This window comes from Bradyrhizobium sp. SZCCHNRI1009 (assembly GCF_032487575.1).
Taxonomy (GTDB): Bacteria; Pseudomonadota; Alphaproteobacteria; order Rhizobiales; family Xanthobacteraceae; genus Bradyrhizobium.
Genome location: NZ_JAUEUL010000023.1, coordinates 79,476 through 104,111, shown reverse-complemented (window position 1 = coordinate 104,111; position 24,636 = coordinate 79,476). Strand labels below are relative to the sequence as shown.

Below are 24,636 nucleotides of genomic sequence, written 5' to 3'. Positions count from 1 at the left end.
TGCAGCACCTGCACGCCGTTGCCGATGCCGTCGAGCAGATTGGAGATGTCGGAAGCGCGGTTGTCGAGACCCTGGGCGGTGAAGAAGTTGGTCGGATTGTCGAGGGCCGAGTTGACCTTCTTGCCCGTGGAGAGGTTGTTCTGGGTGGTGGCGAGGAGCTGAGCCGTCGACTGCAGCGAGAGCAGATTCTGACGCACCGACGCCGAGAGAACAATACCTGACATTTTCATACCCTTCTGGTGTGAAACAAACTGCCCGATCCATTCAGGATCAAGGCGAAGCCCGTCGGTGACTGCACCACCGGGCGACGTGCGTTAAGGTAAATGGGAGCGGCTAACAAACAGTGAAGCCTCCGCCGCTCGTGCTTGCAGATGCGCGGCATCGGCGCGGAGATGCGGAGGTGATTCGCCGCGGATCACCTTGAAAACACCGCATATTCGCCGGGCGCGGGCGGCCGTTTACCGTCCGTTAACCATGATCGGAAAGGATTGCTGCGCGCCGACCGATCGAGCGCGCAGACTCCCCGCGCGATTGAGACTGGCAGCTGGACCGGTCATCGGCCTCGACGCAGCAGGTTCGGCGCCACGCCGATTGCGGCAACGGAGAATGAGAATGGCCCTGAAAGTCGAACTGAAGCCGCATGAGCGCATCATCATCGGCTCCTGCGTGATCACCAATACCGACCAGCGCGCGCGCCTCCTGATCGATGGCGAGAACATTCCGATCCTGCGCGAGAAGGACATCCTGACGCCGGAGACGGCCGACACGCCGGCCAAGCTCGTCTATCTTGCGGTCCAGCTGATGTACATCTCGCCGGGGGCAGATGCGGATCACGGCACCTATTTCAACCTGCTGCGCGACATCATCACGACGGTGCCGAGCGCCTGGCCGATCATCGAGGCGATCAACGGCCATATCCTGAACGGCGATCTCTATCAGGCCCTGAAGGAAGCCAAGAAGCTCGTCGCTTACGAGAAGAAGCTGATCGAGCAGGCTGAAGCCGAACAGCAGGACAAGCCGGTGAGCTCGGCGGCCTGAGCTTTCGCCTCCTCCCATCGGAAGGCCCGGCTCGCCAGTCGCGAGGCCGGGCCTTCCGAATTTTTGCGCGGTCGCCAGGCTCCGCCGCCAGCAACGTCGGACCTCTCCATGTCGTCCGATAAAAAAGCGGCGGGGTTTCCCCCGCCGCCCTGGTCGTCGAGATGCGATGCCTTTCGGATCAGCGCAGCAGCTGCAGCACGCTCGCCTGCGACTGGTTGGCGAGCGACAGCGCGGACACCGCGATCGACTGGCGGGTCGACAGCGCCTGGCTGTTGGCCGCTTCCTCGTTGGTGTCGGCCAAGGTCAGGTTCGACGAGCCGGTCTGCAGCACGTTGATCAGGTTCTTGTTGAAGTCCTGACGAACCTGCACGACCGACAGGTTCGAACCCAGCGTCGAGGCCTCGTTGCGCAGCGTGGAGCTCGCCGTGGTGAGCACGCCGATCACCTTGTTCGCCGAGTTGTTGTCGAGGAAGTCGGTGCCCGAGGTCAACGTCGAGAGGCCGAGGCCCGCGGAGTTGAAGGTCACGCCGGTGATCGACAGCGTCGACTTGCCGTTCTCGTTGAAGGTCAGCTTCAGCGTGTCGCCGTTGAGCAGGTTGACACCGTTGAACGAAGCATCGCTCGCGGTGGTGTTGATCTGCGCCAGCACGTTGTTGTACTGCGAGACCAGGCTCGCGCGCTGCGTCTGCGCGGTCACATCCGCCACCGGAGCCGCCGCCGTCAGACCGTTGAAGGCCTGGCTGGAAGCAGCCGACGTGCCACCGATCGCGCCGATCGTCGCCGACGCCGCGTCGTTGGTCGTGGTGAGGGTGATCTTGCCGGTCGACGAATCGATCGAGGCCTGCAGGTTGTTGGCTGCGAGCTTGGCGTTGAGATCGTTCAGCGACTTGACCTGCCCTGTCCCCAGGCCGAACGTGATGCTGGTCGCCGTGCCACCTCCTGTGGCGCCGACCGTCAAGGTCTGACCCGACAAGCCGTCGCCGACGGCAGTCAGCCCGAGCTTGGCCAAGGTGCCGCTGCTGCCCGAGAGCGTCAATCCCGCCGCCGGCGGCGTCAGGGTGATCGCACCCGCGGTGATCGACGCCGTCACGCCGGTCTGGGTCTGGATCGCCGACAGCAGGTTGCTGACGCTGTCGCCGATGCCGATGTTGGTGCCGGTCGAGGACGTGCCGGTGATGAAGGTGAAGGTGGTGCCGTTGACGACCAGCGTCTCACCCGACGTGATGCCGGTGGCGAGGTCGTTCGACGAGGTGCCCGACGTACCCGACAGCTTGGTCGAGCCGGTGATCGCCGCCGGAGTCGTATTGTCGTTCTGGACGACCGAACCGGTCACAGCGGTCGAGCTGGAGCCGAGCAGGTCGGTGGCGGTCGCACCGGTCAGGGCCGTCGAGGTCACGTTCGACTTGGTGGAATAGCCCACCGCGCTCTGCAGCACCTGGTTAGCGATCGACTTGGCACTGTCGACGAGCTTCTGCAGCGAGGTGATGCCGGTGTTGGCGGCCTGCAGCACCTGCACGCCGTTGCCGATGCCGTCGAGCAGATTGGAGATGTCGGAAGCGCGGTTGTCGAGACCCTGGGCGGTGAAGAAGTTGGTCGGATTGTCGAGCGCCGAGTTGACCTTCTTGCCCGTGGAGAGATTGTTCTGGGTGGTGGCGAGGAGCTGAGCTGTCGACTGGAGCGATAGCAGATTCTGGCGTACCGACGCCGAGAGGACGATACCTGACATTTTCATACCCTTCTGGTGTGAAATAAGCCCCGATCCCTTCGAGATCAGGGTGAAGCCCAGGTCGACTTGAGCGACCCGGACGACGGGCGTCACGGTGAACGGCAGTGGCTAACAAACGCTGAAGAGTTGTGGGGCGCAGCCGCCTCAATCAGCAGAACAGGCGCATCGGCGCGGCTCATTGCCGCGTCATCACGCAGGAACGCCCCTTGAAAAGGCTCATTGATTCAACAACCGCACCCGTCATTCACAACGCGTCAACCACCTTTGGAAAGGTTTCGACACGCGCGGCTACATTCCGTCGGCGGTCGTCATCGACCAGCGGACGACGCCTAGATGCGGTTTGCGATCAGAGCGCCAGCGGCGGAGCTTCGATCTCGATCAACGGCGTGAGACCGGCCGCGCGCCGGCGGCCGAACATGAGGACCGCCGCAATCAGCCGGTCGATGTCGCTCGTCCCGGTGCGATGATTGACGATCGCGGCACGGATCGCCAGCCGTCCGTCGAGCATCGTGGTCGACGGTGCGGCGAGGCCGGATTCGTGGATGTCGGCGACGATCTCGCCGTTGAGCGCATCGGCATCGTCTGCGCGATAGCGGAAGCAGACGATGTTGAGATTGACCGGCGCCAGCAGCTCGAGCTCGGGCTCGGCGCGCACCCGCGACTCCAGATGGCGCGCGAGCTCGCAGCTTCGCGCGATCACGGCACCGAGCGCGTCCGTGCCGAACGTTCTCAGCGTGAACCAGGTCTTCAGCGCCCGGAAGCCGCGCGACAGATCAGGACCGAGATCGCAGGGCCATTCGGCGCCCGCCGCGAGACCGCGGGTTTCCCGGCGCAGATAGGCGGCCGGCGAGGCGAAGGCGTCACGATGCTTGGTGCCATCGCGCACCAGCAGGAAGCCCGCATCGTAGGGCACCTGCCCCCATTTGTGAAAATCCAGCGCAATCGAATCCGCCAGCTCGATGCCGGCGAGCTTCGGTGCGAGCTCCGCTGACAGCATCGCGAGCGCACCGAAGGCGCCGTCGACGTGAAACCAGAGCCCCTCGGCACGGCAGAGTTCGGCAACAGCCGCGAGGTCGTCGATGGCGCCGATATCGACGGTGCCAGCGGAGGCGACGACGAGAAACGGATGCAGGCCCGCGGCGCGATCGCGCGCGATCGCGGTCCGCAGCTCGCCGACGTCGACGCGATGTGCGGCATCCACCGCGATGCAGCCGAGCGCGTCGCTGCCCAGTCCGCAGATGTCCATCGCCTTGGCGATGCAGCCATGCGCCGCCTTCGACGTGTAGGCGCGCAAGCGCCGCCCCTCCTCACCGAGACCCGCCGAGCGAACCGACGCGCCGAGCGCGGCGCGGCGCGCCACCAGCACCGCCATCAGGTTCGCCATCGAGGTGCCGGTGACGAAGATGCCGCTGGCGCATACCGGAAAGCCGAACAACTGGCGCGTCCAGTCGACGACCTGCCGCTCGATCTCGATCGGCGCATGGTCGCGGCCGCCGAGATTGGCGTTCAGTCCGGCAGCCAGCATCTCGGCAAGCATGCCGACCACGGTGCCGCCGCCGTGCACCCAGCCCATGAATCCGGGATGCACGTTGCCGGTCGCGTAGGGAACGACGAGCTCGCTGAAATCGCGATAGACCTCGGCGAGATCGGTCGGCGCATGCGGCAGCGCGCTGCGGAAGCTCTGCCGTGTCGCCGGCGACATCGGCTGCCACACCGGCCGGTCGCGGATATCGGCGACATAGTCGATCATGTCGTCGAGCATGCGATGACCGAGCGCGCGCATCTGGTCCCAATGTTGCGGATCGAGCGTCTCCGCCGTCCGCGACGCGGGATCGATGCGCAGCCCGGCGGTCACGCCGCCTGCTCCGCCCGCGACGCGGCGCGCTTCTCGATCATGGCCGCGAAGGCCGCGAAGATCTTCTGCATCTGCGGCGGCTTGTAGGGGAAGATCTCCGGCGAATCCATGTTGTGGACGACGGCCGTATTGTCGGCCTCGAACACCAGCAGCGCGCCGTCCCTGGTCTCGGCGCAATCGATGATGAAATAGTCGAGGCCGACGCGCGCGGCGATCGCATCGAGCACACTGCGATGACGGCGGCCGAAGCCGATGTCGAAGGTCTGCATGAAGGTCGCCTCTTCGAGGCGCTTGCTCTCGCTGCCGGCCATGTTGGCGTTGAGGTACCAGATGTCCCAGCGCCGCGCGATCGCCATGTGGCAGGCATAGGCCGTGCCGTCGACGAACACGATGCGGTACTTGCGGAACTGGCCGTCCTCGCTGGCATAGTCGACGAAGCGCGAGACGAAGAACTCCTGCTCGTCGCGCTCGTCGAGATAGAGCGACAGCTCGAGCGGCTCGTCGATCTTCTCGAGGCCGACGCCGGCATGCGAGCCGCGCGGCCGCACGATGACCGGGAAGGCGAGCGAGTGGTCGACGTCGGTGATCCATTCGCGCTCGTCGGCGATCTCGATCAGGCGCTCGCGGTCGACGGGGATGGTCGCCGGAATGGTGAGTCCGTCGATGCAGGCCAGCAGCGCATGCAGCTTGTCGCGGTCGAGATGCCAGATCCGCTCCGGCGGATTGAGCAGCGGACGCGGCCAGCGCGCCGCGACAGCATCGATCTCGCGCAGCGCGTGCTGGCAATCCTCGGAATCGGAGGCGATGACGATGGCGACGTCATGGGCCGGCAGCGGTGCCAGCAGGTTCGCGCCTGGAACGACGTAGAGCAGCAGCAGCTCGAAGTCGGTATCCTCGAGCAGAAACTCGATCGGCGTGTTGCTGCCCATGTCGGTGGCGGCAGCGAGCGCGAGCACGCGCAGGCGCGGCGTCTCGCTCTTGCAGCGCACGCGATAGAGCTGCTGCGACTGCAGCACGTCGTGCTGGATTGCAAGCCCGGACGATTTCTCGCCGATGAGCTGCGCGATCAGCGCCAGGTCGAGCCCCTCGCCCGGCTCCGCGCGGCCGTCGAGCAGCTTGGCGAGCAAGGCGGCCCACAACGGTTTCAGGTCCTGGCCGTCGAAGGCGGCCTTGGCGAGCTTGGCCATGCCGACCCGGTCGGCACATCCTGCGCCGGTGGCGTCGGCCAGCGCGAGCAAATCAGTCGGCATTGCAGATGTCCCTGAGATCCTGGCTGCTCAGATCCGATACGAGCAGCTCTGTTTTGGCAACGATGTCGGCGACGCGGTCGATGTCGGATTCGAGATTGACCCGGGCGGCGGTGACGTCGTCACACCATGCGTCCGTCACCTGGCGCGCCCCGATGCACAGCCGCAGCGCGGCCGTCGGCGCCTCGCCCGCGCGTTCGATCCGCACCGGCTGGCCGATCAGGCACTGGCGCGCGGCAACCTCGGCCGCTCGACCGGTGAAGCGGCTGCCGAGATCGCGCTGCAGCGCGCGATATACCGCCTGCGTCTCACCGAGGCCGAGCGGGCCGCCGTCACGCTGGAGCGCGAACGGGAAGATGGTGGGAAAGCCGAACTCGCCATCGCTCGCATCCTGCGCAGGCGCGCGGGCGGCGATCGGACGCAGCGCCGGCGACAGCATCAGCAGGCTTTCGATGGACTCGCCGAGCTGCCGGATCGCCATCCGGCGGAACGGCTCGGGCACGGCGTGATATGCGGCGATCTCCGCCAGCGCGGCTTCCCAGCGCAGCCATTGGCCGATATTGGCGCGCGGCACCGTGCGCGCGCGCAGATCCGTCCAGGCGAGCGGCCAATCGCTGCGATTGACATAGTCGAACAGGCCGGGCGCGATCGGATGTCCGCAGCGCAGCGCAGCCGCTGCGGCCGCGGGCACCAGCAGGGCGCCGCTGAAGGCGGGTCCGCCGAAGAACTTCGCGCCCGTGACGAGCACCAGATGGCCGCAATCGAGATGGGCGCGCAGCCGCGCCGTGCCGAGCCGCATCTGGCAGGCATCGACGACGACCTGCACGCGCCCCGGCCAGCGCCGCGCCACCTCATCCAGGCAGGCCATGTCCGGCGCGCGCCGGCCGAGCTTGGAGGACTCCATGACCTGCAGCAGGACGCTACGGCCCTTCCGCGCCAGCGCCTCGACGCTGTCGAGCACCTCGACATCGATATCGCCGCGCGGCTGCATCGATGCGCCGTCGAGCAGCGGCAGCGACACGGCGTCGCCCGAGAGCCCCTCGATCGGCGTGTTCGTCCGCACCGCCAGGCCGTTCGCCGTCCGCGTGCTGAAATGGTGTCCCCGGGCGCTCGCGGCAGTGCCGCTTCCGGTCTGGTCGCTGCCGACGACGATGCTCGTGACGCTCTCGCCGAGCATCGCCCGCACCAGCGCCAGCGCATGCAGTTGCGAGTCGGTGCCGGACGGCGAGAACACGATGTCGATGTCGTCGGCAAGGCCGAGATGTCCGCGCAGTTCGCAGCGCATCTCCTCGGTGCGCCGGTCGAGCGCGGCGTCGAGGCCGAGCGAGATCGCCGCATGCATCAGTTGCTCGCGCGCCAGCTCGACGCGCGCATAGGCGCGTTCCGAAATCGGCGACGCCGTGCTCGATGCGAAGCACAGCACATCGGGTTCGGGCGACGGCCCGCAGCCATAGACGTTGCGGCCCCAGGGGCGATCGAGCGCCAGGCGGGCGTCGCCGCCATCGATCAGGAGATCGCCGAGCAGGGCAAACAGATCACGCAGTCCGGCCGCGACGCCCTGCTCGCGCCGGTCGATGCGGGATGGCTGGGAGATCTGCGACCGGGTTGCCGCCGGGGTCATGGTACGGATCGTCAGGCTGCGTCAGCCGCAGCAGCGGTCGGAACCGCCACCGCCGAGGCGAATTGCGAGGCGACATTGCCATGGAAGACGGACGGACCGACGTGATCGAGCCGGCTGTCGAGATCGGCCCAGATCTCGCCGCCGAGATCGGTCCATCGTCTGCAGAACGCGAAATCCTCGCTGAGATAGGTGCCGGTCGCCGGATCGATCATGCATTCGAACAGCGCGAAGCGGTTCGGGCTGCCGGCCAGCGCATCCTGCGAATGCTCGCGGAAGAACTGCAGCGGCGCGTAGGCCGGATGCGCGATCATCGCCTCGATGACGCGGCGGCGGATCATCAGGAAGCCGGTGCCGGCATAGCGCACGCGGGTAAAGCCGTTGACCACCGCGACGTGGTCCGGATTGTCAATCTCCAGCACGTAGTCGAGCGACGCCGCCGGCACGTCCATCCGGTTGTCGTTGATGGCGCGGCGCGCCTTGCTCCAGTTGACCTTCTTGACCGGATAGACACCGGCGACCATGTCGCCGCCGGACTCGATCAGCCGGAAGACCTGCCTGGGCGTAAAGCCGATGTCGGCATCGACGAACAGCAGATGGGTTGCTGTGGGATCATTGAGGAACAGGGTGACGAGATTGGCCCTCGCCCGGGTGATCAGCGCATCACCGTCGCGCATGTGGACGGTGAGGCCGACGTTGGAGGTGGCGCGCAACTCGCGCTGCAGGGCGAAGATCGAGCTCGCATAGATGCTCGACACCTGGCCGCCGAAGCATGGTGTCGCGACCACCAGATGAATGCGCTCGTCGGTTCCGTCACTCACGTTCCGCCTCCAGACAAAGAGGCTCTCGCCCCAGATCTGAACAAAAGCTAAAGAGACGTGGTTAACGAAAACCTAACCGCCGTCCCCGGGGCGCTACAGATATTTCACCAGCGTCAGCTGGGCGAGCATCGCCGTCGTCTGGTAGGACGCCTGGAGGTTGGTCTGGAGCTGCAGGATCTGGCTCGCCACCTCCTGCTGCGAGATGCCCTCGGTCTGGTCGACCATGGCCTGCATTGCCGCCTTGGCCTGGGTCTGGCGCGCCGTGGCGTCCTTCATCGTGGTCTGGGCGTTGGCAAACTCGGTCTGGATGTCCGAGATCGCCTGCTGGCCGAGCTGCGGCGTCAGGTTGGCGGCGATGCGCTGGCTGAGCGCGCCGATCTGCTGCGGGGCATTCGCACCCGCCGGCGGCGTGTTGACGGCGGCATAGACCGCGGTCTGCTGCACGAGGTTGCGGATCGCAAACTCGTTGCCCTGGGCGCCGAACTGAATGCTCTGCGCCGTGTCGATCCGGATGGTCGCGCTCGACCGCGCCGAGCCGGGACCGCTGTTGCCGGTGTACCAGGCGACGGTGTTGGCCGAACCGTTGACGAGGCTGGTCGCCGATCCCAGCGGCGAGCCGGAGACGCGCAACGGCGGCGTCGGCGCCGTGACGGTTCCGGAAAAGCCGAGCGCCGTCAAGGCGCCGGCGTTCGAGCTTGTGACGGAGAAGCTGGCGGCGTCGTCGGTGCGCAAAGTGATCACGCCGCCGCTGACCGTCGACGGCGTCGACGTGCCGCTGAGCGCATCGATCTTCGACAGCAGCGTCTGCACGCTGTCGCCGATATTGATCTGGTTGTTGCCGTTGGCGCCGGAGGCGACGAAGGTCAGCGTCTGCCCGTTGACGGTGATGGTGTCGCCGGTCGCAAAGCTGGTCGCGATCGAGTCGGAGCCCGCACCGCCCGACAGCAGCGTCGCTCCGGTGATCGGCGCCGGCGTTGCGAGCTTGTTGTTGACCACGGTGCCCGACACGGAGCTCGCCGTGTTGAAGAAGTTGTCACCGGCGACGATCGCCGAGGCGGCGGTGAGCGAGGTGTTGGCCAGCGTCGACAGCGCCGTGTTGAGCGCCGCGTTGAGATTGGCGGAGGTGGCCGCGGGCGTGGCGCCGATGGCGAACGTATTGGTCGGCGCCGGCGTCGTGGTGGACGCCGTCAGCTTGATCGATTCCGAGGTGCCGTCGGGCAGCTTGAAGGTGAAGCTGATCTGGTCGCCCGCGTTCGGATTGCCGGCGGTGAGATCGACCGAGATGCCCGCGGGCGAGCCGGACGGTCCGGTCACCGTGGCGTTGGTCAGCGACGACGTCACCCCGCTCAGCTTGAAGCCGAACGGCGAGCCGGCGACGTCCTCCGCCAGCGTGATCGGCATGGTGGCCGACGCCGACAGGTTGAGACGCCCGAGACCGTTGAGCCCGAGATCCGCCTGCTGCCGCTCGGCGATGACCTGCTTGAGCCCGGCCTGCGTTGTGGTGCCGTTCAGGATGTCGTCGGCCGATGCGATCGCCGGCCGGTCGGTGGCGCTGCCGGAGAAAATGTAGCGGTCGCCGACCTGCGTGTTGAGAATGCCGGTGATCGCCGACAGGTTGGACAGCGCCGTCAGCTGTCCCGTGGTCTGGCCAGTGCTGGTCAGGTTCTGCGGTGTCGCCGAGGCGCCACTCTGGACCTGGTCATGAATCTTGGACAGCGACTGCAGCGAGGTATTGACCGCGCCGATCACGGTATTGACGTGGGTCATCGTCAGCGTGAACGCCGAGATGTTCGACAGCTGCGCCCGCGCCGCGATCGCGAACCCCTCGTCGGGCCCCATGCCGGCGTAGTTGTTCGCCTTGACGCCGCTCGAGAGCTGCGTGGAAAGGTCCGCGAGCTGGCTCGTGATGTTCCGCACGGACAGGCCGAGCAGAGAGCTTCCGTAATTGACACTGCTGATCGTCATCTTACACGCGCCTCACTAAAACGCCTGGAGCAGGCTCTGCATCATGCTTTGCACGACCGACATGATATGGGCGTTTGCCGCATAGGTGTTCTGGACCTGGATCAGGTTGGACATCTCGCTGTCCATGTTGACCCCCGCCGTGCCCTGGAACTTCTCCTTCAGCGTGCTGACCACGACGGCCTGGCCCTGGCTGAGCTGGGTCGCCAACGTCGACGCACTGCCCTGCTGGCTGACGAATTGCTGCAGATAGCCGGACACCGTGCCCTGGAACGGCTGCGCCGCCGAGCCGAGGCCGGTGGTCGGCGAGTAGCTGAAGGTCGCCGAGGTGAGCTGCGCGAACAGGAAGTCCGGCCGCGTCGAGTCGCCGGCCGCCGTCTGCGGCGAGGTCGAATAGGTCGACAGCTTGGTCGGATCGTTGAGCAGCGCCGGGTTGACGTTGAGCCGCCCGGCGAGCCCCGTCATCTGCGAGCCGGTCGAGGTGATCGCGCCGGTGTAGAGCGCGCCGCCGTCGGTGAACACCGGGAGCTGCGCATTGCCGCTGGCAAGCGTCTGCGTCGTGGTGGTGGCCGAGGCCGCCTTGACGGTCGCCTGGCTGGTGCCGTCGTCGGTGATCCGCAGCGTGCTGCCGGAGGGATTGGAGAACTGCAGATGCGCCGACCCGAGCGCGCTGTTGAGCTGCGACACCACCGAGGCCATGCCGAGCGAGAAGTCGACGCCGACATAGGACGGGTTGGCGCCGGTGGCATTCTGCAGCGGCAGCGCAGCGGGATCGTTGACGTTGACGACCTTGATCTGACGCTGGACGTTGCTCGAGTCCGTGTAGGTCAGGTTGATGGTGTTGCCCGCCAGCAGCCCTGATGTCGAGACGTCAAAGCCGGCCGGCGGACCGGTCACCGCGGTGCCCGCCGTGGTCTTGTCGGACAGCGCCGAGGCCATCGTCGCCGCGAGCTGGTCGACCTGGGTCTGGGCCTGCACCAGGGTCTGGTCGCGCAGCTTGAGGTCGGCTGCGATCTGGCCCGAGTTCAGGAGATTGTTCGACACGACGTCGAGCGACACGCCGTTCGACAGCTTGATGTTGAGCTGGCCGACGCCGGTCTTGGTCGGATCGCTGTTGTAGAGCGAGGTGGCGTCGAGCGTCCCCGGCGAGGAGAAGGTGAACTCCGAGCTGAGGCCCGCGCCGACCAGCTGGATGCCCGAATTGGTGAATATGCTCGTGCCGTTGGTCGGGTCGGACACGACGCGGATATCGACATATTTGGCGAGCGTGTTGATCGCGTTGTCGCGCTGGTCCTGCAGGGTCGCCGCCAGCGGGTCGGAGCTGTCGAGGCCCTGCAGCTGCGTGTTGAGCGTCGCAATCTGCTTGATCGCCGCGTTGGCCTGCGTGACCGAATTGCCGATGTCCTGCTCGACATTGCTGCGCAGGGTCTGGATGCCCTTGGTGGTCGCGTTGAGCTGCAGCGCCACGCCCTGCGCCGCCGACAGCGCCACCGATTGCGCCGACTGGTTGCTCGGATTGTTCGACAGCGACTGCAGCGCCGTGGTGAAATTGTTCAGCGCCGTCTCGAGCGTGCCGCTGCCGCCGGGCGTACCGTACACGGTCTGCAGCTGGCTCAGGATGTTGGCCATCTGATTGGCGTAGGTCCCGCCCGAGGTCTCGGTGCGGAGCTGGTTCTGGACGAACAGATCGAGCTGACGGTTGACGCCGGTCGTCGTCACCGTCGAGCCGAAGCCGCCGCTGGCGACCTCGATCTGGTTCGGGTTCTGCGCGACGTAGCCGGGGGTGTTCGCGTTGGCGACGTTCGACGAGATGATCGAGAGCGCGGCCTGCGTCGAACGCAGGCCGGACATCGCGGTGGCGAGGGCAGAACTCAAACCCATGTGCGGTAGCCTTATGTCAATTCAACTGCCACGTCTCAGCGCGATCAGCGCAGCACGTTCAGAAGATCCTGCACCATCGAATTGGCCGTCGTGATCACCTTGGTGTTGGCCGAATAGGCCTGCTGGGTCACGATCAGCTTGGTGAACTCGTCGGCGATGTCGGTGTTCGAGCCTTCCAGCGAGCCGCCCGAGATCTTGCCGGTCGCGCCGATGATGGCCTGGCCGGACTGATCGGTCGCCTCATAGGCGCCGCCGTCGAGCGCCTTCAGGTAATTGGTGCCGTTGAAATGCGACAGCGTCACCTGCGCCAGGTTGATGGTCTGGCCGTTGGAGAAGGTGCCGGTGACGACGCCGCTGTTGTTGACGGCGACCGACTGCAACTGACCGGCGGCGAAGCCGTTCTGATTGATCTGGTTGATGGTCGCCGAGCCGATCGTGCTCGCATATTGCGTCAGCGCGCCCGAGGAGATGTTGAGGCTGACGGTACCGAGCGTGGTGCCGTCGACCACGACGTTGGGGATGGAGATGTTGGAGGTCGTCGGCGACACCAGCGAGCCGTCGGAGGCGAACTGGAAGTTGGTGCCGACGTTCTGCCACGCCACGGTCGAGCCGGTCGCGTTCGAGTCGGTCTGGTAGAACAGGTTCCAGGTGTCCTTGTGGCCGGTGCCGAGCGTCGCGCTGTCGACCTTGCCCCAGCGCAACTGCACGTTCACCGGCGTGCCCGACGAGTTGTAGGCCGTGACCGCGCCGCCAGAGATCGTCTCGTTGTTGAAGTTGGTGAGATCATTGCCGATCACGATGCCGGTGCCGGGACTCGCCGTGCGCGTCAGTGCCACCGGTGACGTGAGGCCGAGCGCGGTGAAACCCGGGGACGCGCTGCTCATGGTCCAGTCCTCGCCGCTGCCGGAATGCAGCGTGATCTTGCCGGCAGTGATGGTCGGCGTCACGCCGGTGACGGCCGCGATCTTCGCCATCAGCGTGCCGACGGAGTCGCCGACATTGATCTGGGTGCCCGAGGCGCCGGAGGCGACGAAAGTGAAGGTGATGACGTCGCCCGCGCTGCCGGTCATGGTGATCGTGTCGCCGGTGGCAAAGTTGCTCGTGATCGAATCGGTGGCCGCACCACCCGACAGCAGCGTCGACGTGGTGATGTTCGCCGCGTTCTTGTTGACCGCCGTACCGCCGGTGACGGTGGAGTCGGCGTAGAAGTTGGTGCCCACCGGCAGCGGCACGTTGGAGAGGTCGGCCGAGTTGAGGCCGCCGGCCGCGACCAGGGTGCCGGTCGCGGCATTGCCGCTCGCGGCGGTCTTCGGCTGCGTCGGCAGGTTGGCGGCGTACTGGATTGCGGTGGTCGCCTGCGCCGGCACGAAATTGTTGGCGAATTGCAGCACGGTCGGCACGTTGCCGGTGGCGTTGCCGGTCTTCGGATCGACCGCGACGCCCATCAGGTAATAGCCGGCGCCGTTGATCAGGTTGCCGTTGGCGTTGAGCTGGAAGTCGCCGCGCCGGGTGTAGTTGGTGACGCCAGTGAAGACCGGCACGTTGTCGACGACCGAGGAGGCCTTCTGCACGTTGAAGAAGCCGTCGCCGTTGATCGCCATGTTGGTGGCGACCGAGGACGTCGAGACGGTGCCCTGGGTGGTGATGGTGGCCTTGGCGAAGGCGGTGACGCCGCCGGCATTCTGGCGCGTCGGGTTGGTCGCGTTGGGGATGAGGTCTTCGAAGCTGGTGCCGATGCCCTTGTAGCCGACGGTCGACGCGTTCGCGATGTTACCGGAAATGTTCTGCAGCGCGAATGATTGAGCGGACAGACCGCTCACCGAAGTATTCATCGCGTCGAAGATACCCATACCAATCTCTCCACTGTGATGCCGGTGACAGGTCGGCCCGCACCGCGTTTCGTGGAGAGCTGTCGCAATCGCTGTGCCAGATGCGAAAATACTGTGAAATCAGCGGGTTGAAAAACAACAACGTCAAAAAACCAGCGTCAAAACTGGTGAACAATTGCCGAGCCGGCAGTTCTTGCCGGGCCGGACACGCCAAATCGCGCTCCGGCGCGGCCGCTCGTCACGGCTACCGGCGCGTCCTCAAGACCCCCATCTGAGCCTTGAACGGACGAGCCGGAATATCCGGGCGCAGATTCCCGTCAGGTCGACGACGGATTTGCCGGGTGGAACGTGAGCGACAGCCCGTCCATGCAGTAGCGCAGGCCGGTCGGCTTGGGGCCATCGTCGAACACGTGGCCGAGATGGCCGCCGCAGCGGCGGCAATGCACCTCGGTGCGGACCATGCCGTAGGTCTTGTCCTGGCGGGTCGCCACGGCATTGTCGAGCGGCTTGAAGAAGCTCGGCCAGCCGGTGCCGCTGTCGAACTTGGTGTCGGAGGAGAACAGCGGCAGGTCGCAGCCGGCGCAGGCGAAGGTACCCTTGCGATGCTCCTTCAGCAGCGGGCTGGTCCAGGGCCGCTCGGTGCCCTCCTCGCGTAGGATCTCGTATTGCTGCGGCGTCAGTTGCGCGCGCCATTCGGCCTCGGTTTTCTCGACCTCGAACTTCTCGGCGGCGCGGGCCGGCGCGGAACCGCCGAGCCAGCGCAGGGCGGCGAAGCCGAACAGTCCGGCGGCGGTGGTCAACATCAGGCGGCGGTCGATCATGGCGGTCTCCGTACGGCGATGGGTTACCGGATCTACGGATGGGATCCCGCGAAGTTACGTCAGGCGCGGGCGCGGCGGCTCACTTTCTTGCGAGGTGTCAGCCCTCCCCGGCGTCGGGATGGCGGTTCAGATCGGATGGCTGCGGCCGCAGCGGCAGCCGCGAGCCGGGCCGCTCGGCCGCCCGGCGCCGCGCTTCGGCCGCCCGGATCTCGCGCATGCGCTCCTGCGCACGCACGCGCTCGCGGTGTCGCGCCAGCGTCCCGGCCGCGGCGGAGCGGCCGCGGACCCAGAGATTGACGACATGCCCGGCAACCCGGCCGCTGACGCCGCCGGCCCAGACCAGTTCGAACGGCGAGAACAGCTTCCAGCGATCGTCGCCGGCGAGGATCGCCTGGGCGATCAGCTGTCCGGCCATCGCCGAAGTGTTGAGCCCCTGCCGGCCGAAGCCGCTCGCGACCCACAGGCCTTTGCGGAGCTGGCCGATCTGCGGCATGCCGTGCACGGTCTGGCCGGTGACGCCGCCGAAGGTGTCGGCGATCTCGACCCGGCCGAGCTGCGGAAACACCGTCCGGATCCGGCGCTGCAGCGCCGCGGCAAATCCGCTGGGCCGCGCGTCCCAGGTCGTCTCCGGGCTCGCCCACATCAGCCGGTCACCGTCGACGATTCGGAAATGATCGATGCCGTCGGTGTCGCTGACCGATCCCTGGAAGGAAATCGCCTCGGCGAGGCGCTCGCCGAGCGGCGCGGTGACGCCGCCATAGCGCCACACCGGCAGCAGCGTATCGGACAGCTTCTGCAGCGGCGCGCCGAGATGGATGTTGCCGGCCAGCACGATGTGCGAGGCGCGCATCCGCGCCGACGGCGTCACGATGCGCTTGCGCACGCCCGACGCATCGATGCTGACCACCGGCGTGTCCTCGAAGATCCGCGCCCCGGCCTTGTGCGCGAGCCGCGCCAGCGCGTGAACGTACCTGCGGCCGTCGAGCTGGAACGCCTTGGGATAATGGACGCCGTGGAAGTAGCGGTCGGTCTTGAGCTCGGTCCTGACGCGCTCGATCTGCCAGCCCTCGACCTCGGTGTCGAAATCCTCGTGCAGCATCTGCAGGCGGCGGATCAAGGCGTCGCCGGCGTCGACATTGGAGACTTCGAGCGCGCCCTCGCTGAGCCCGATGCCCGGCATCGCTGCCTCGGTGGCCTGGGCGCGGATGAACTCGGCACCGGACCAGGACAACGCCCATAGCGCCCGGGCATGCGCGAGCCCGACGCGCTCGATCAGATCCGGCAGCGGCAGGTCGAACCCAGGCATCACCGTGCCGATCATGTGGCCGGATGCGTTCCACCCGACCTGGCGGCCTTCCAGCACCGCGACGCTCGCCCCCTGCCGGGCCGCGCACAATGCCACCGTCAAGCCGGCCAATCCCGCCCCGACCACGCAGACGTCGACGTCGAGGTCGAAATTCAGCCTGGTGCGGCCGTGTGCACCTGCGGCATCCGCGTCATCGTTCACGCTTGTGGAAGTCTCGCTCATGGCGTTTTCTTAGCGAACCCTGCGCCGGACGTCATGACGCTTTTAATGGCGACAAAGAGACGTGGTACAGCCGGACCCAGCCTGAACGATTCGAGACGGAATTCCATGCGCCGATTGATGCTGCTGCGCCACGCCAAGACCGAGACTGACGCGCCGACCGGCCGCGACCAGGACCGCCGTCTCGACGAGCGCGGGCACCAGGATGCCGCCATGATCGGCGATTTCATCGCCAGCCACCCGCCGGTGCCGGAGCTGGTGCTGGTCTCGACCGCGGTCCGGGCACAGCAGACCTGGGACCTCGCGCTTGCGGCGATGAAGGACCGTGTCCCGGCCCCGCAGGTCGAGACCGTTCCCGGGCTCTACGGCGCCGAGCCGATGCAGATGCTGCATCACATCCGCCTCGCGGCAGTGCACGATCCGAAGCAGCTCCTGCTCGTCGGGCACAATCCCGGAATGCACGAGCTCGCGCTGGCGCTGACCGGCGGGGGCGATTCAGAGGCCCGCCACGAGCTGATGCGCAACATGCCGACCGCGGGTTTGGCGGTGCTCGATTTCGACACTGACGATTGGGGCGACGTCAGCTTCACCCGCGGTCGTCTCCTGAGATTCGTCACGCCCAAGCTGCTCAAGCATGGCTCGGTCGATTGACAGGCAGGTCCGGTCCGGCGCGTAATCCCGGCGGACAGAGGAGGACCTTCGATGTTCAACTCGATTCTGGTGCCGATCGATCTGGCCGACACCGACCTCGCCAAGCCCGCCATCGCCACCGCGGCCACGTTGGCACAGACCTGGAGCGGCACGGTGCATCTGCTCAACGTCATGCCGATGACGCCGGTGATGCTCGCCGAATACGTCCCGGCCGATTTCGACGCGCAGCAGCGCGAGACCGCCGAGGAAGCGCTGTCGATCGTGGCGCGCGAATCCGGCATCCCGGCGGAGCGCATCAGCTATACGGTACGCCAGGGCGGCATCTATCACGAGATCCTCGAGGAGGCAGCCAAGGTCAAGGCCGACCTGATCGTAATGACCTCGCACCGCCCGGCGATGCGGACCTACTTCCTCGGCAGCAACGCCGGCCACGTCGTGCGCTACGCCAAGTGCTCGGTGCTCGTGGTGAGGCCGTAAGACGCGGCCCGTCCGACGCATCCTGCGCGTGGACCAATTTCCACTTCGTGGTCATTGCCATTGCATTGGCGTTTCTCGATCATATTGCCCGACCGAAGCGCCGACTGAGGACACCGTCATGAGATGGCCTCTGCCTTATCCAAGGGCTGGTGACGTATTGGGTATCCTATTCATCGTCGCGCTGCTTTGCCTTCTCGTTTCTGGCTTCTACTGGTTTCCCAATCCTAATCCGAATACCGGATTTGGTCCGGACTGGGATTGCACTCCTGTCCCCAATGGCCAACCGATCTGCATCAAAAAGATAGGTCAGTGAACGCAGTCCGCTGACGGAATGAACCACGCGGTTGTCCGAATGCCCCCGATCATGCGTCGGCGTGATCTCGATCGAGATCTTGCTTCGGTTGGCTGTGAATAAGGATCCGGCTAGCGTGAAACGATCCCATCGAATCTCACGCGCGTGTTGGAAGACCCTGAGCAAGTGTTGGGTCAGACGGGCGGAGCCCGAACGGCGCGGGCAAGCCAGAAGCTGCGCTCGCCGTTGGCCGGCTCGCCGACTGACTGTGCGATCAGTTCGAATCCATTGTCGCGCAGCAACGCAGCGTACTCGGACGGATCGAGAGACGCATGATAGAGCGGATCGCCGCGGTAGGACCCGATGGCTTCGCCATGTGCGGGTCCGGCGTTGAACAGCAGCACGCCGCCCGAAGCCGCGCAGGCCGCGAAGATCGGAAACATGCGCCGCTGGTCATCATGTCCGAGATGGAAGAAGCTGTCCCACGCCAACACCCCGTCAAATCGCCGCCCTGAGGTCCACGACCGCATGTCGGCAACGACCCATTCCTGATCCGGCATTCGCGTCCGACACAGCGCGATCATCGTCGGCGAGCTGTCCACCCCGGTGACGGAAAATCCTTGCGCCGAGATGTGCGCTGCGACCGGCACACCACCCCCGCAGCCAAGATCGAGCACGTTCGCGCCCGGCCGCAGGAGCGTAACGAAGCGTTCGATGGGAGGCTTGTCAGTCCAGGCGGCCGCGCGGCGGTCAGCGTCCCACGCCAATGCGTGACGCTCATAATGGGCGACAATCCGGCTTGCACCTTTGGTCATGGAAGCTCCGTCATGGAGGGCAGTGCGTAGGGTCGGCAAAGGCGCGCCCGATCAGCGTGCTTGTCCGTGCCATCTGAGGGCGCCGTGCCCACCGTCTCGCGCGGATGGAGAGACGGTGGGCACATCATCGTGCGGCTCGCGCCCCCCGATGACTTTGCCCACCCTACGGGGCTCGCACCTTTGCCTCGAGCTTTGCGCCTCACGGCCACTCCGCAATGTAGCCCTTCGCCTTGTACGGCGCGATCTTGTCCCATTCGCCGAGCACGCGGCGGCGGAATTCGGGATGTGTGTGCCAGAGATGGCGCGGCACGCCGAAGCCGTCGACCGTCAGCAGCATCTTCTCCACCTCGGGCCAGTGCCGCTGCAGGGTCATCGCGTAGCGTCGCGCGGTCCAGCTGTTGCCGAGGCAGATCACGCTGCCGACATTGGCGAGGCCGAGCGCGGCGTCGATCACCGGCAGCGCGAGCACGACGTTCTCGCCGGTGTTCGTGGCGTGGTGCTCTTCGAGGATGCGCTCGGCCGGAATGCCGTGCCTCACCATGGCAGCCTTGATCAGCGTACACTCCGAAACATCCGCGCCCGGCGTGATCCCGCCGCTGACGATGGCGTGGCGGAAGTAGCCCTGCTGCCATAGCTTCGCCGCCGTCTCGGCACGCAGCTCCTCGTCGACGCGGGTGCCGAACACGAACAGCAGATCGGCCGGCCGCAGCGGCGTGTCGGCGAAATGCCGCGCGTTGATCGCGGCGATCTCGGCGTCATCCGGCCTGCGCAGCGCGCGATCCTGCATCGTCCCACTCCGAAAGCGACTCGCTCAGTCTGGCATGGTGCGCCAAATCTGCACGATCACATTCGGTGACCGGCGATGCGATTGCGTGATCACGGCAGCAGCGCGGCCGGAATGTCCGTGAACGTGTAGCTGCGCGGCCTGTTGCGGGTGATGAAGCCGCCGACATACCAGGCGAACAGCGCGGCGAAGCCGATCAGGAACAACGCGCCCGACCATTCGGCGATGACGAGCGCACGCACCAGAAGCCCGGCCATCGCGACGGCGAGCAGCGCGATCGCGGCGAGCGCCGCGCCGTAGGTGAAGCGGCCGAGGCCCGCGGTCAGCCGCGCGTTGCTGCCGCTGACGGCGAGCCGCGCATGCAACCCGAGAATGAAGGCGCGATAGGCCTCGCTCTGCGGCGCCATCAGGGCAGCCGTCTGCCACGAGACGGAGATGATGCCGAGGCGGCGGCCGTCGCGATGGGTGACGTCGGCCCGAAAACGCTTCGCCTGCATCGACACCGGTCGGTAGGACAGCCGGATCGCGGCGATCTCGGCGTAAGGCCACAGGCCGGTACGGCCGGCGAACCGCCACGACAGGCCCTGCTCCGTCAGTTCGAACTGGTGCGCGGCCCCGATCAGCGACGCCTTGTAGGCGTAGCGGATCGTATCATCGCCGGCCGTGGTGGTGCGCTCGGAAATGGATCGGTCCTGTTGCGTGTGGCACGCGCCTTATCCTACAAGCGGAGCATGAGCGAAACGATCTATTTTCCGCGCCATTTGATCCTGGCCGGGGCGATGGCCGCCGGCGTGCTGCTGGCGCTGGCGGTGCACATGCTCGGCGCCCGCTACGGGCTCGATCTCGGCGGCCTGTGGCAGACCGAGAGCGGCGCCTTCATGCCGGCGGGATCGGCGATCGCATGGTGGCTGATCGCCACCGTCGGGTTCTCCTCGGGCTACTTCATCGCCAACATCATGCACAGCGCGGTGTCGGGCGAGATCCCGCAGCGGATGCGCAACTTCCTGGTCGTGGTCGGCGTCCTGATGCTGGCCGGCATCGGCCAGGCGATCTCCGGTCCGAGCCCCGTGCCGTCGGCCTCGGGCGTACTGGCAGGCCTCGCCGCGCTCTGCCTCGGCGCCCTGATGGCGTTCTGCGGCGCCAACTTCGCGCTGCGCAAGACCTGACCGGCGCGATCCGCCGACGCCGCGCGGGCGACCCGCGCGGCGTTTTGCCTCATCAACGATCGAGCGTCAGCTCGCGGCGCGCAGGTTGACGCTCGTCTCGGCGAGCTTGGTCAGCTTCATGTCGGTCGCCTTCTCCTCGTCGAGCGTCTTCTGCAGCACGGCGGCGCAGTCGCTGCGGCCGAGCTGCTTGGCCCAGGCGATCAGGCTGCCATAGCGGGTGATCTCATAGTGCTCGGCCGCTTGGCCGGCATTGATCAGGGCGGCGTCAAGCACGGTCTTGTCCGCGACCTCGCCGGCGACCTCCTCCGCCTCTTCGATGATGCCGTCGATCGCCGGGCAGTCGACTGCCTTGGGCGCAATGCCATGCATCTCGAACACCTGCTCGAGCCGCTTCACATGCGTCCTGGTTTCGTCGAGATGGGCAAGAAAACCCTGCTTGAGCTTCTGATCCCTCGCCTTCTCCGCCATCTTGGGCAGCGCTTTGACGAGCTGGTTTTCGGCGTAATAGATGTCCTGCAGCTGATGAACGAACAGATCGTTCATCGTCTTGATGTCCTTTGTGAACAATCCCATTTGCTTCACGTCCTCCTGGTTCGGGAACATGGCAGGTCCCGCCCCCGACCGGTGGTCGCCATGTTCGCTGTGCTCGCGGGCGCTAACCGGCGGCAGCGGCGGTCGTTCCTGTGTCACCGAGCCTGCCGTCCGGAACCGGGCGCGGAGGACCAAGTTTGCCCGTGAACCCCGCGGGTAACCAGTTGGACCGAACTGAGGCGGATGGGCGGCCAGCCATGTGACCGGAGTGTGACAGACCTGCGCCGCATGGGTCGGAGCTGACCTGTGTCAAGGACTGCACAAGCCGCGCATTTTAGCATAAGAAACAGGCTGTCACGAATTGCCCGCCCCATCGATCAATGGTTTCGCCTCTTTTCCAAGATCTAGTACCGCCCCGCCGGGAGGATGAATGCAGCGCCTGCTGACCACGCTTGGGCGTGGCTTCAAGAAATGGATCGGCTGGAAGCGGCTGGGGATTGCAGCGAGCCTTGCGATCATCGCCTTCGCGATCACGACGCTCGTGCGCACGCTGAAGGGCGTCGACGCCGGCGTCATCCTGACCGCGCTCACCGAAATCCCGCCCGGTCACATCGCGCTCGCGGCCTTGTGTGTGGTCGGCGCGTTCTGCACGCTGACCTTCTATGACTATTTTGCGCTGCGAACGATTGGCAAGAAACACGTGCCCTATCGCATCGCGGCGATGAGCGCCTTCACCAGCTATTCGATCGGCCACAACATCGGCGCCACCGTGTTCACCGGCGGCGCCATCCGGTTCCGGATCTACTCCGACTACGGCCTGTCCGCGATCGACGTCGCCAAGATCTGCTTCCTATCGGGCCTGACCTTCTGGCTCGGCAATCTGTTCGTGCTCGGTATCGGCATGACCTTGCATCCGGCCGCCGCCACCGCGATGGACCAGTTGCCCCCGGCGGTGAACCAGTTGATCGCGATCGGCATCCTCGGGGCGATCTTCGCCTATCTCGGATGGCTGACCGCCGGCAAGAACCGGCGCCAGCTCGGCCAGAACGGTTGGAAGGTGGTGCTGCCCTCGGCGCAGCTCACGCTCGTGCAGATCCTGATCGGAGTGGTCGACCTCGGCTTCTGCGCGCTGGCGATGTACCTCCTCGTCCCCGCCGCTCCGCCGATCGATTTCCTGTCGCTGTCGGTGGTGTTCATCCTCGCTACCCTGCTCGGCTTTGCCAGCCATGCCCCCGGCAGCATCGGCGTGTTCGATGCCGCGATGCTGGTGGCGCTGCCGCAGTTCGGCCGCGAGCAGTTGCTGGCCACCCTGCTCGTTTTCCGCGTGCTGTATTTCGTGATCCCGTTCGCGACGGCGATCTCCATCATGGGCATCAGGGAACTCTGGCTGAATGTGGTCAAGCCGTGGCAGGAGCGGCGCCGGCTGCAGGGCGCGGTGTCGGACGAGATCGCCGCCAAGCGCGCCGCGACCACGGCGCACGCTGCGGTTCCCCAGCGCATCAAGCGGCACTCCCAGCGCTGAGCATCAATTCTCTCGCGGACGACGCAGCGGCTCGCCCCTCGGCCGGTTGAAGTCGCGTGCGATCCTCTTATTTCCGCCCCATCGCTGACGTGAATCCTTGCGCATGACCCGAATGCCCCATCGTCCGTTGCTCGCCGCCTGCGTCCTGGCCGGCCTGCTTGCCCCTCTCGCCGCCACCGAGGCCGCCGCGCAGTTCGGCACGGCGCCGCCGCTGCAGATCAGCTGGGAGGTGCGCAACCGCTTCCGTCTCTTCCGGGAGGAGCGCGACTTCCTGCTGCATACCGAGAGCACGCGCGACCGCTCCATCCTCGCCGCCGAGCAGGCGTTGGCGGTGCAGAGCGACGGCCGCGGCTGGGCCCGCAACGTCGTCAACCGGCTCTGCATCGACCTCGCCGGTCGCATCAACGAGCCATGCACGCGCGACAACGTCAAGGAAAGCTATCTCACGCCGATCGACCACCCGGTCACCGTGCGCCTGACCGGCCCGGTTCCGGTCGGCGCCACCTGCGCGTGGTCGTTCGACGACGGCGACGGGCCGCAGACCTCGACATTCGACTGCGCCGAGCCGGTCAACCTGCGCGTCCGCTACGGCCGGCAGACCGTGGCATCCGTCGATGTCGCCAGCCCGGATGGGACGCTGCAGGTCTCGACCGGAATCCAGGTCCGCGACGTCCTGATCGCCGGCCTCGGCGACAGCATCGCCTCCGGCGAGGGCAATCCGGACCGCCCGATCGCGCTCGCCGACGAAGGCTTCTGCTTCCGCTCCTATCTCGGCGGTCCGACCGCGCAATATTATCGGCCGAGCCGCGCCGGCTTCAAAGGCGGCCGCGCCTGCGAGGCGCCGGACACGCTGCAGAACTGGCAGAAGCACAGCGCGGTCTGGCTCAACGCCGCCTGCCACCGCTCGCTCTACAGCTACCAGACACGGACGGCGCTGGCGCTCGCCGTGCGCTATCCGCATGTCGCGGTCACCTACCTGCCGCTTGCCTGCACCGGCGCTACCATCGCCGACGGCCTGTTCGGCAGTCAGCGCGCGCGCGAATGCACGCCGGGCCGCTCTGCGGCCACTTGCGCCGGCGGCGTCAACGGCCAGCTCGGCGAGCTGCGCGAGGCGCTGACCGCGGCCAAGCGCCGCCAGCCGGACCGCAAGCTCGATCTGATTCTGCTGTCGATCGGCGCCAACGACATCAACTTCTCCGGCCTCGTCGCCGACGTCATCGTCGATACGCCCACCGAGCGCACGCTGTTCAAGCGCTCCGGCGTGATCGGCTCGGTCGAGGAATCGCGCAGCGAGCTGGCGCGCGACCTGCCGCAGGGTTTTGCCAAGCTGCGCGAGGCGCTGAAGCCGCTGGTCGGCGACCTCTCGCACGTCATCTACACATCCTACGGCAACCCGGCGCTGAGCGGCCCGGGCACGCCCTGCCCGGGTGGTCCGGCCGGCTTCGAGGTCCACCCGTCGTTCAATGCCAATCCGCAGCGGCTCGCCAAGGTCGCGGGCTTCGTCGAGAACGAGTTCCTGCCGTCACTGCGCGGGCTGGCGCAATGCACCGCGGGAGTCCTGTGCCGCGACCCGCAGGCCGACCGCATGACCTTCGTCGATGCGCATCAGGCCGCGTTTGCCGATCACGGCTTCTGCGCCCGCTCGCCGCAGGATCCGCCGTTCGACCGCGAATGCTTTTCGGCCGACGGCGCCAGCTTCGATCCGAACATCGTCAGCGCCGCCAACGAGCCGCTGCTGTGCGGCCGCGGCGCCAGCGAGTATCGCCCCTATCTGCCGCGCGCGCGCTGGATCCGCGACGCCAACGACAGCTACTTCTCGGCGATGACCTATCCGCAAGGGCTGCCGGCGGCGATGCAGCCCTCCGACATCCACGATGCGAGCTGGGGCGTGCTGTCCGCGGTCTATGGCGGCGCCGTGCATCCGACGGCGGAGGGCCATGCCGCGATGGCCGACGCCGCCTTTCCGGCTGCGGCGCAAGTGCTCAACCTCGATGCGGCCGAGCCCAACGTCACCAGCCAGCCGCTGCCGCCCGCGGGCGTGGTGAGGCAGTAGTCGGCCATTCGGGCAGAGATCG

General features: G+C 66.5%; 20 protein-coding genes and 1 pseudogene. 6 read left to right on the top strand and 15 right to left on the bottom strand.

What is annotated here, in order from left to right:
- A pseudogene (locus tag QX010_RS27835) lies at nt 1–230 on the bottom strand (flagellar protein); the annotation flags it as partial.
- A gap of 382 nt (nt 231–612) precedes the next feature.
- Between QX010_RS27835 and flbT the strand changes: the two are divergent.
- Nucleotides 613–1,038 (top strand): flagellar biosynthesis repressor FlbT, encoded by a 426-nt coding sequence (flbT, locus tag QX010_RS27830; RefSeq protein ID WP_315715996.1) that lies wholly within the window; start codon nt 613–615, stop codon nt 1,036–1,038.
- A 178-nt stretch (nt 1,039–1,216) separates the two neighbouring features.
- Here the strand turns inward: flbT and QX010_RS27825 are convergent, their stop codons facing one another.
- The 10 genes from QX010_RS27825 to QX010_RS27780 form a co-directional block, all read right to left on the bottom strand.
- A complete protein-coding gene (locus QX010_RS27825) occupies nt 1,217–2,764 on the bottom strand; it encodes a flagellin (RefSeq protein WP_316182992.1) in 1,548 nt (515 codons plus the stop codon).
- A 346-nt stretch (nt 2,765–3,110) separates the two neighbouring features.
- Nucleotides 3,111–4,547: an aspartate aminotransferase family protein gene (locus tag QX010_RS27820; RefSeq protein WP_316182996.1), complete on the bottom strand. Its 1,437-nt coding sequence runs from the start codon at nt 4,545–4,547 to the stop codon at nt 3,111–3,113.
- A gap of 68 nt (nt 4,548–4,615) precedes the next feature.
- Nucleotides 4,616–5,806: a hypothetical protein gene (locus QX010_RS27815; RefSeq protein WP_315804351.1), complete on the bottom strand. Its 1,191-nt coding sequence runs from the start codon at nt 5,804–5,806 to the stop codon at nt 4,616–4,618.
- A gap of 52 nt (nt 5,807–5,858) precedes the next feature.
- Nucleotides 5,859–7,487 (bottom strand): hypothetical protein, encoded by a 1,629-nt coding sequence (locus tag QX010_RS27810; protein WP_316182991.1) that lies wholly within the window; start codon nt 7,485–7,487, stop codon nt 5,859–5,861.
- An 11-nt stretch (nt 7,488–7,498) separates the two neighbouring features.
- Nucleotides 7,499–8,305 (bottom strand): hypothetical protein, encoded by an 807-nt coding sequence (locus QX010_RS27805; protein ID WP_315804314.1) that lies wholly within the window; start codon nt 8,303–8,305, stop codon nt 7,499–7,501.
- Nucleotides 8,306–8,398: 93 nt separating this feature from the next.
- Complete coding sequence (locus QX010_RS27800) at nt 8,399–10,270, bottom strand: flagellar protein (RefSeq protein WP_316182990.1); 1,872 nt, start codon at nt 10,268–10,270, stop codon at nt 8,399–8,401.
- A 15-nt stretch (nt 10,271–10,285) separates the two neighbouring features.
- Nucleotides 10,286–12,148, bottom strand: coding sequence for a flagellar hook-associated protein FlgK (flgK, locus tag QX010_RS27795; protein ID WP_316182989.1), 1,863 nt, complete (start codon nt 12,146–12,148; stop codon nt 10,286–10,288).
- A 44-nt stretch (nt 12,149–12,192) separates the two neighbouring features.
- The gene (locus QX010_RS27790; protein ID WP_316182988.1) at nt 12,193–13,998 is read right to left on the bottom strand and encodes a flagellar hook-basal body complex protein; all 1,806 of its coding nucleotides are present in this window, start codon (nt 13,996–13,998) and stop codon (nt 12,193–12,195) included.
- A gap of 296 nt (nt 13,999–14,294) precedes the next feature.
- Nucleotides 14,295–14,798, bottom strand: a complete 504-nt coding sequence (msrB, locus tag QX010_RS27785; protein WP_316182987.1) for a peptide-methionine (R)-S-oxide reductase MsrB — start codon at nt 14,796–14,798, stop codon at nt 14,295–14,297.
- Nucleotides 14,799–14,895: 97 nt separating this feature from the next.
- The gene (locus QX010_RS27780) at nt 14,896–16,326 is read right to left on the bottom strand and encodes an FAD-binding oxidoreductase (RefSeq protein ID WP_316182986.1); all 1,431 of its coding nucleotides are present in this window, start codon (nt 16,324–16,326) and stop codon (nt 14,896–14,898) included.
- 105 nt (nt 16,327–16,431) lie between these two features.
- Here QX010_RS27780 and QX010_RS27775 point away from each other — a divergent pair, with 105 nt between their 5' ends.
- Nucleotides 16,432–16,974, top strand: coding sequence for a histidine phosphatase family protein (locus QX010_RS27775; RefSeq protein WP_315804320.1), 543 nt, complete (start codon nt 16,432–16,434; stop codon nt 16,972–16,974).
- A 51-nt stretch (nt 16,975–17,025) separates the two neighbouring features.
- Entirely contained in the window at nt 17,026–17,451 is a 426-nt protein-coding gene (locus QX010_RS27770; protein WP_284420907.1) for a universal stress protein, read from the top strand.
- 486 nt (nt 17,452–17,937) lie between these two features.
- Here the strand turns inward: QX010_RS27770 and QX010_RS27765 are convergent, their stop codons facing one another.
- The 3 genes from QX010_RS27765 to QX010_RS27755 all read right to left on the bottom strand — a co-directional run bounded on the left by QX010_RS27765 (nt 17,938) and on the right by QX010_RS27755 (nt 20,025).
- On the bottom strand, nt 17,938–18,558 hold the full coding sequence (locus QX010_RS27765) for a class I SAM-dependent methyltransferase (protein WP_316182985.1): 621 nt from the start codon (nt 18,556–18,558) through the stop codon (nt 17,938–17,940).
- Between the two features lie 199 nt (nt 18,559–18,757).
- Nucleotides 18,758–19,345, bottom strand: coding sequence for a YdcF family protein (locus QX010_RS27760; protein ID WP_316182984.1), 588 nt, complete (start codon nt 19,343–19,345; stop codon nt 18,758–18,760).
- 89 nt (nt 19,346–19,434) lie between these two features.
- A complete protein-coding gene (locus QX010_RS27755) occupies nt 19,435–20,025 on the bottom strand; it encodes a hypothetical protein (protein ID WP_315804352.1) in 591 nt (196 codons plus the stop codon).
- A gap of 48 nt (nt 20,026–20,073) precedes the next feature.
- Here QX010_RS27755 and QX010_RS27750 point away from each other — a divergent pair, with 48 nt between their 5' ends.
- A complete protein-coding gene (locus QX010_RS27750; RefSeq protein ID WP_315712681.1) occupies nt 20,074–20,508 on the top strand; it encodes a hypothetical protein in 435 nt (144 codons plus the stop codon).
- Nucleotides 20,509–20,574: 66 nt separating this feature from the next.
- Here the strand turns inward: QX010_RS27750 and QX010_RS27745 are convergent, their stop codons facing one another.
- On the bottom strand, nt 20,575–21,081 hold the full coding sequence (locus tag QX010_RS27745) for a ferritin-like domain-containing protein (protein WP_316182983.1): 507 nt from the start codon (nt 21,079–21,081) through the stop codon (nt 20,575–20,577).
- 388 nt (nt 21,082–21,469) lie between these two features.
- On the opposite strand from QX010_RS27745, the gene QX010_RS27740 reads away from it, so the two are divergent.
- Entirely contained in the window at nt 21,470–22,561 is a 1,092-nt protein-coding gene (locus QX010_RS27740) for a YbhN family protein (protein ID WP_315804325.1), read from the top strand.
- A 103-nt stretch (nt 22,562–22,664) separates the two neighbouring features.
- Nucleotides 22,665–24,614, top strand: a complete 1,950-nt coding sequence (locus tag QX010_RS27735) for a hypothetical protein (RefSeq protein ID WP_316182982.1) — start codon at nt 22,665–22,667, stop codon at nt 24,612–24,614.
- Nucleotides 24,615–24,636 lie beyond the last annotated feature (22 nt).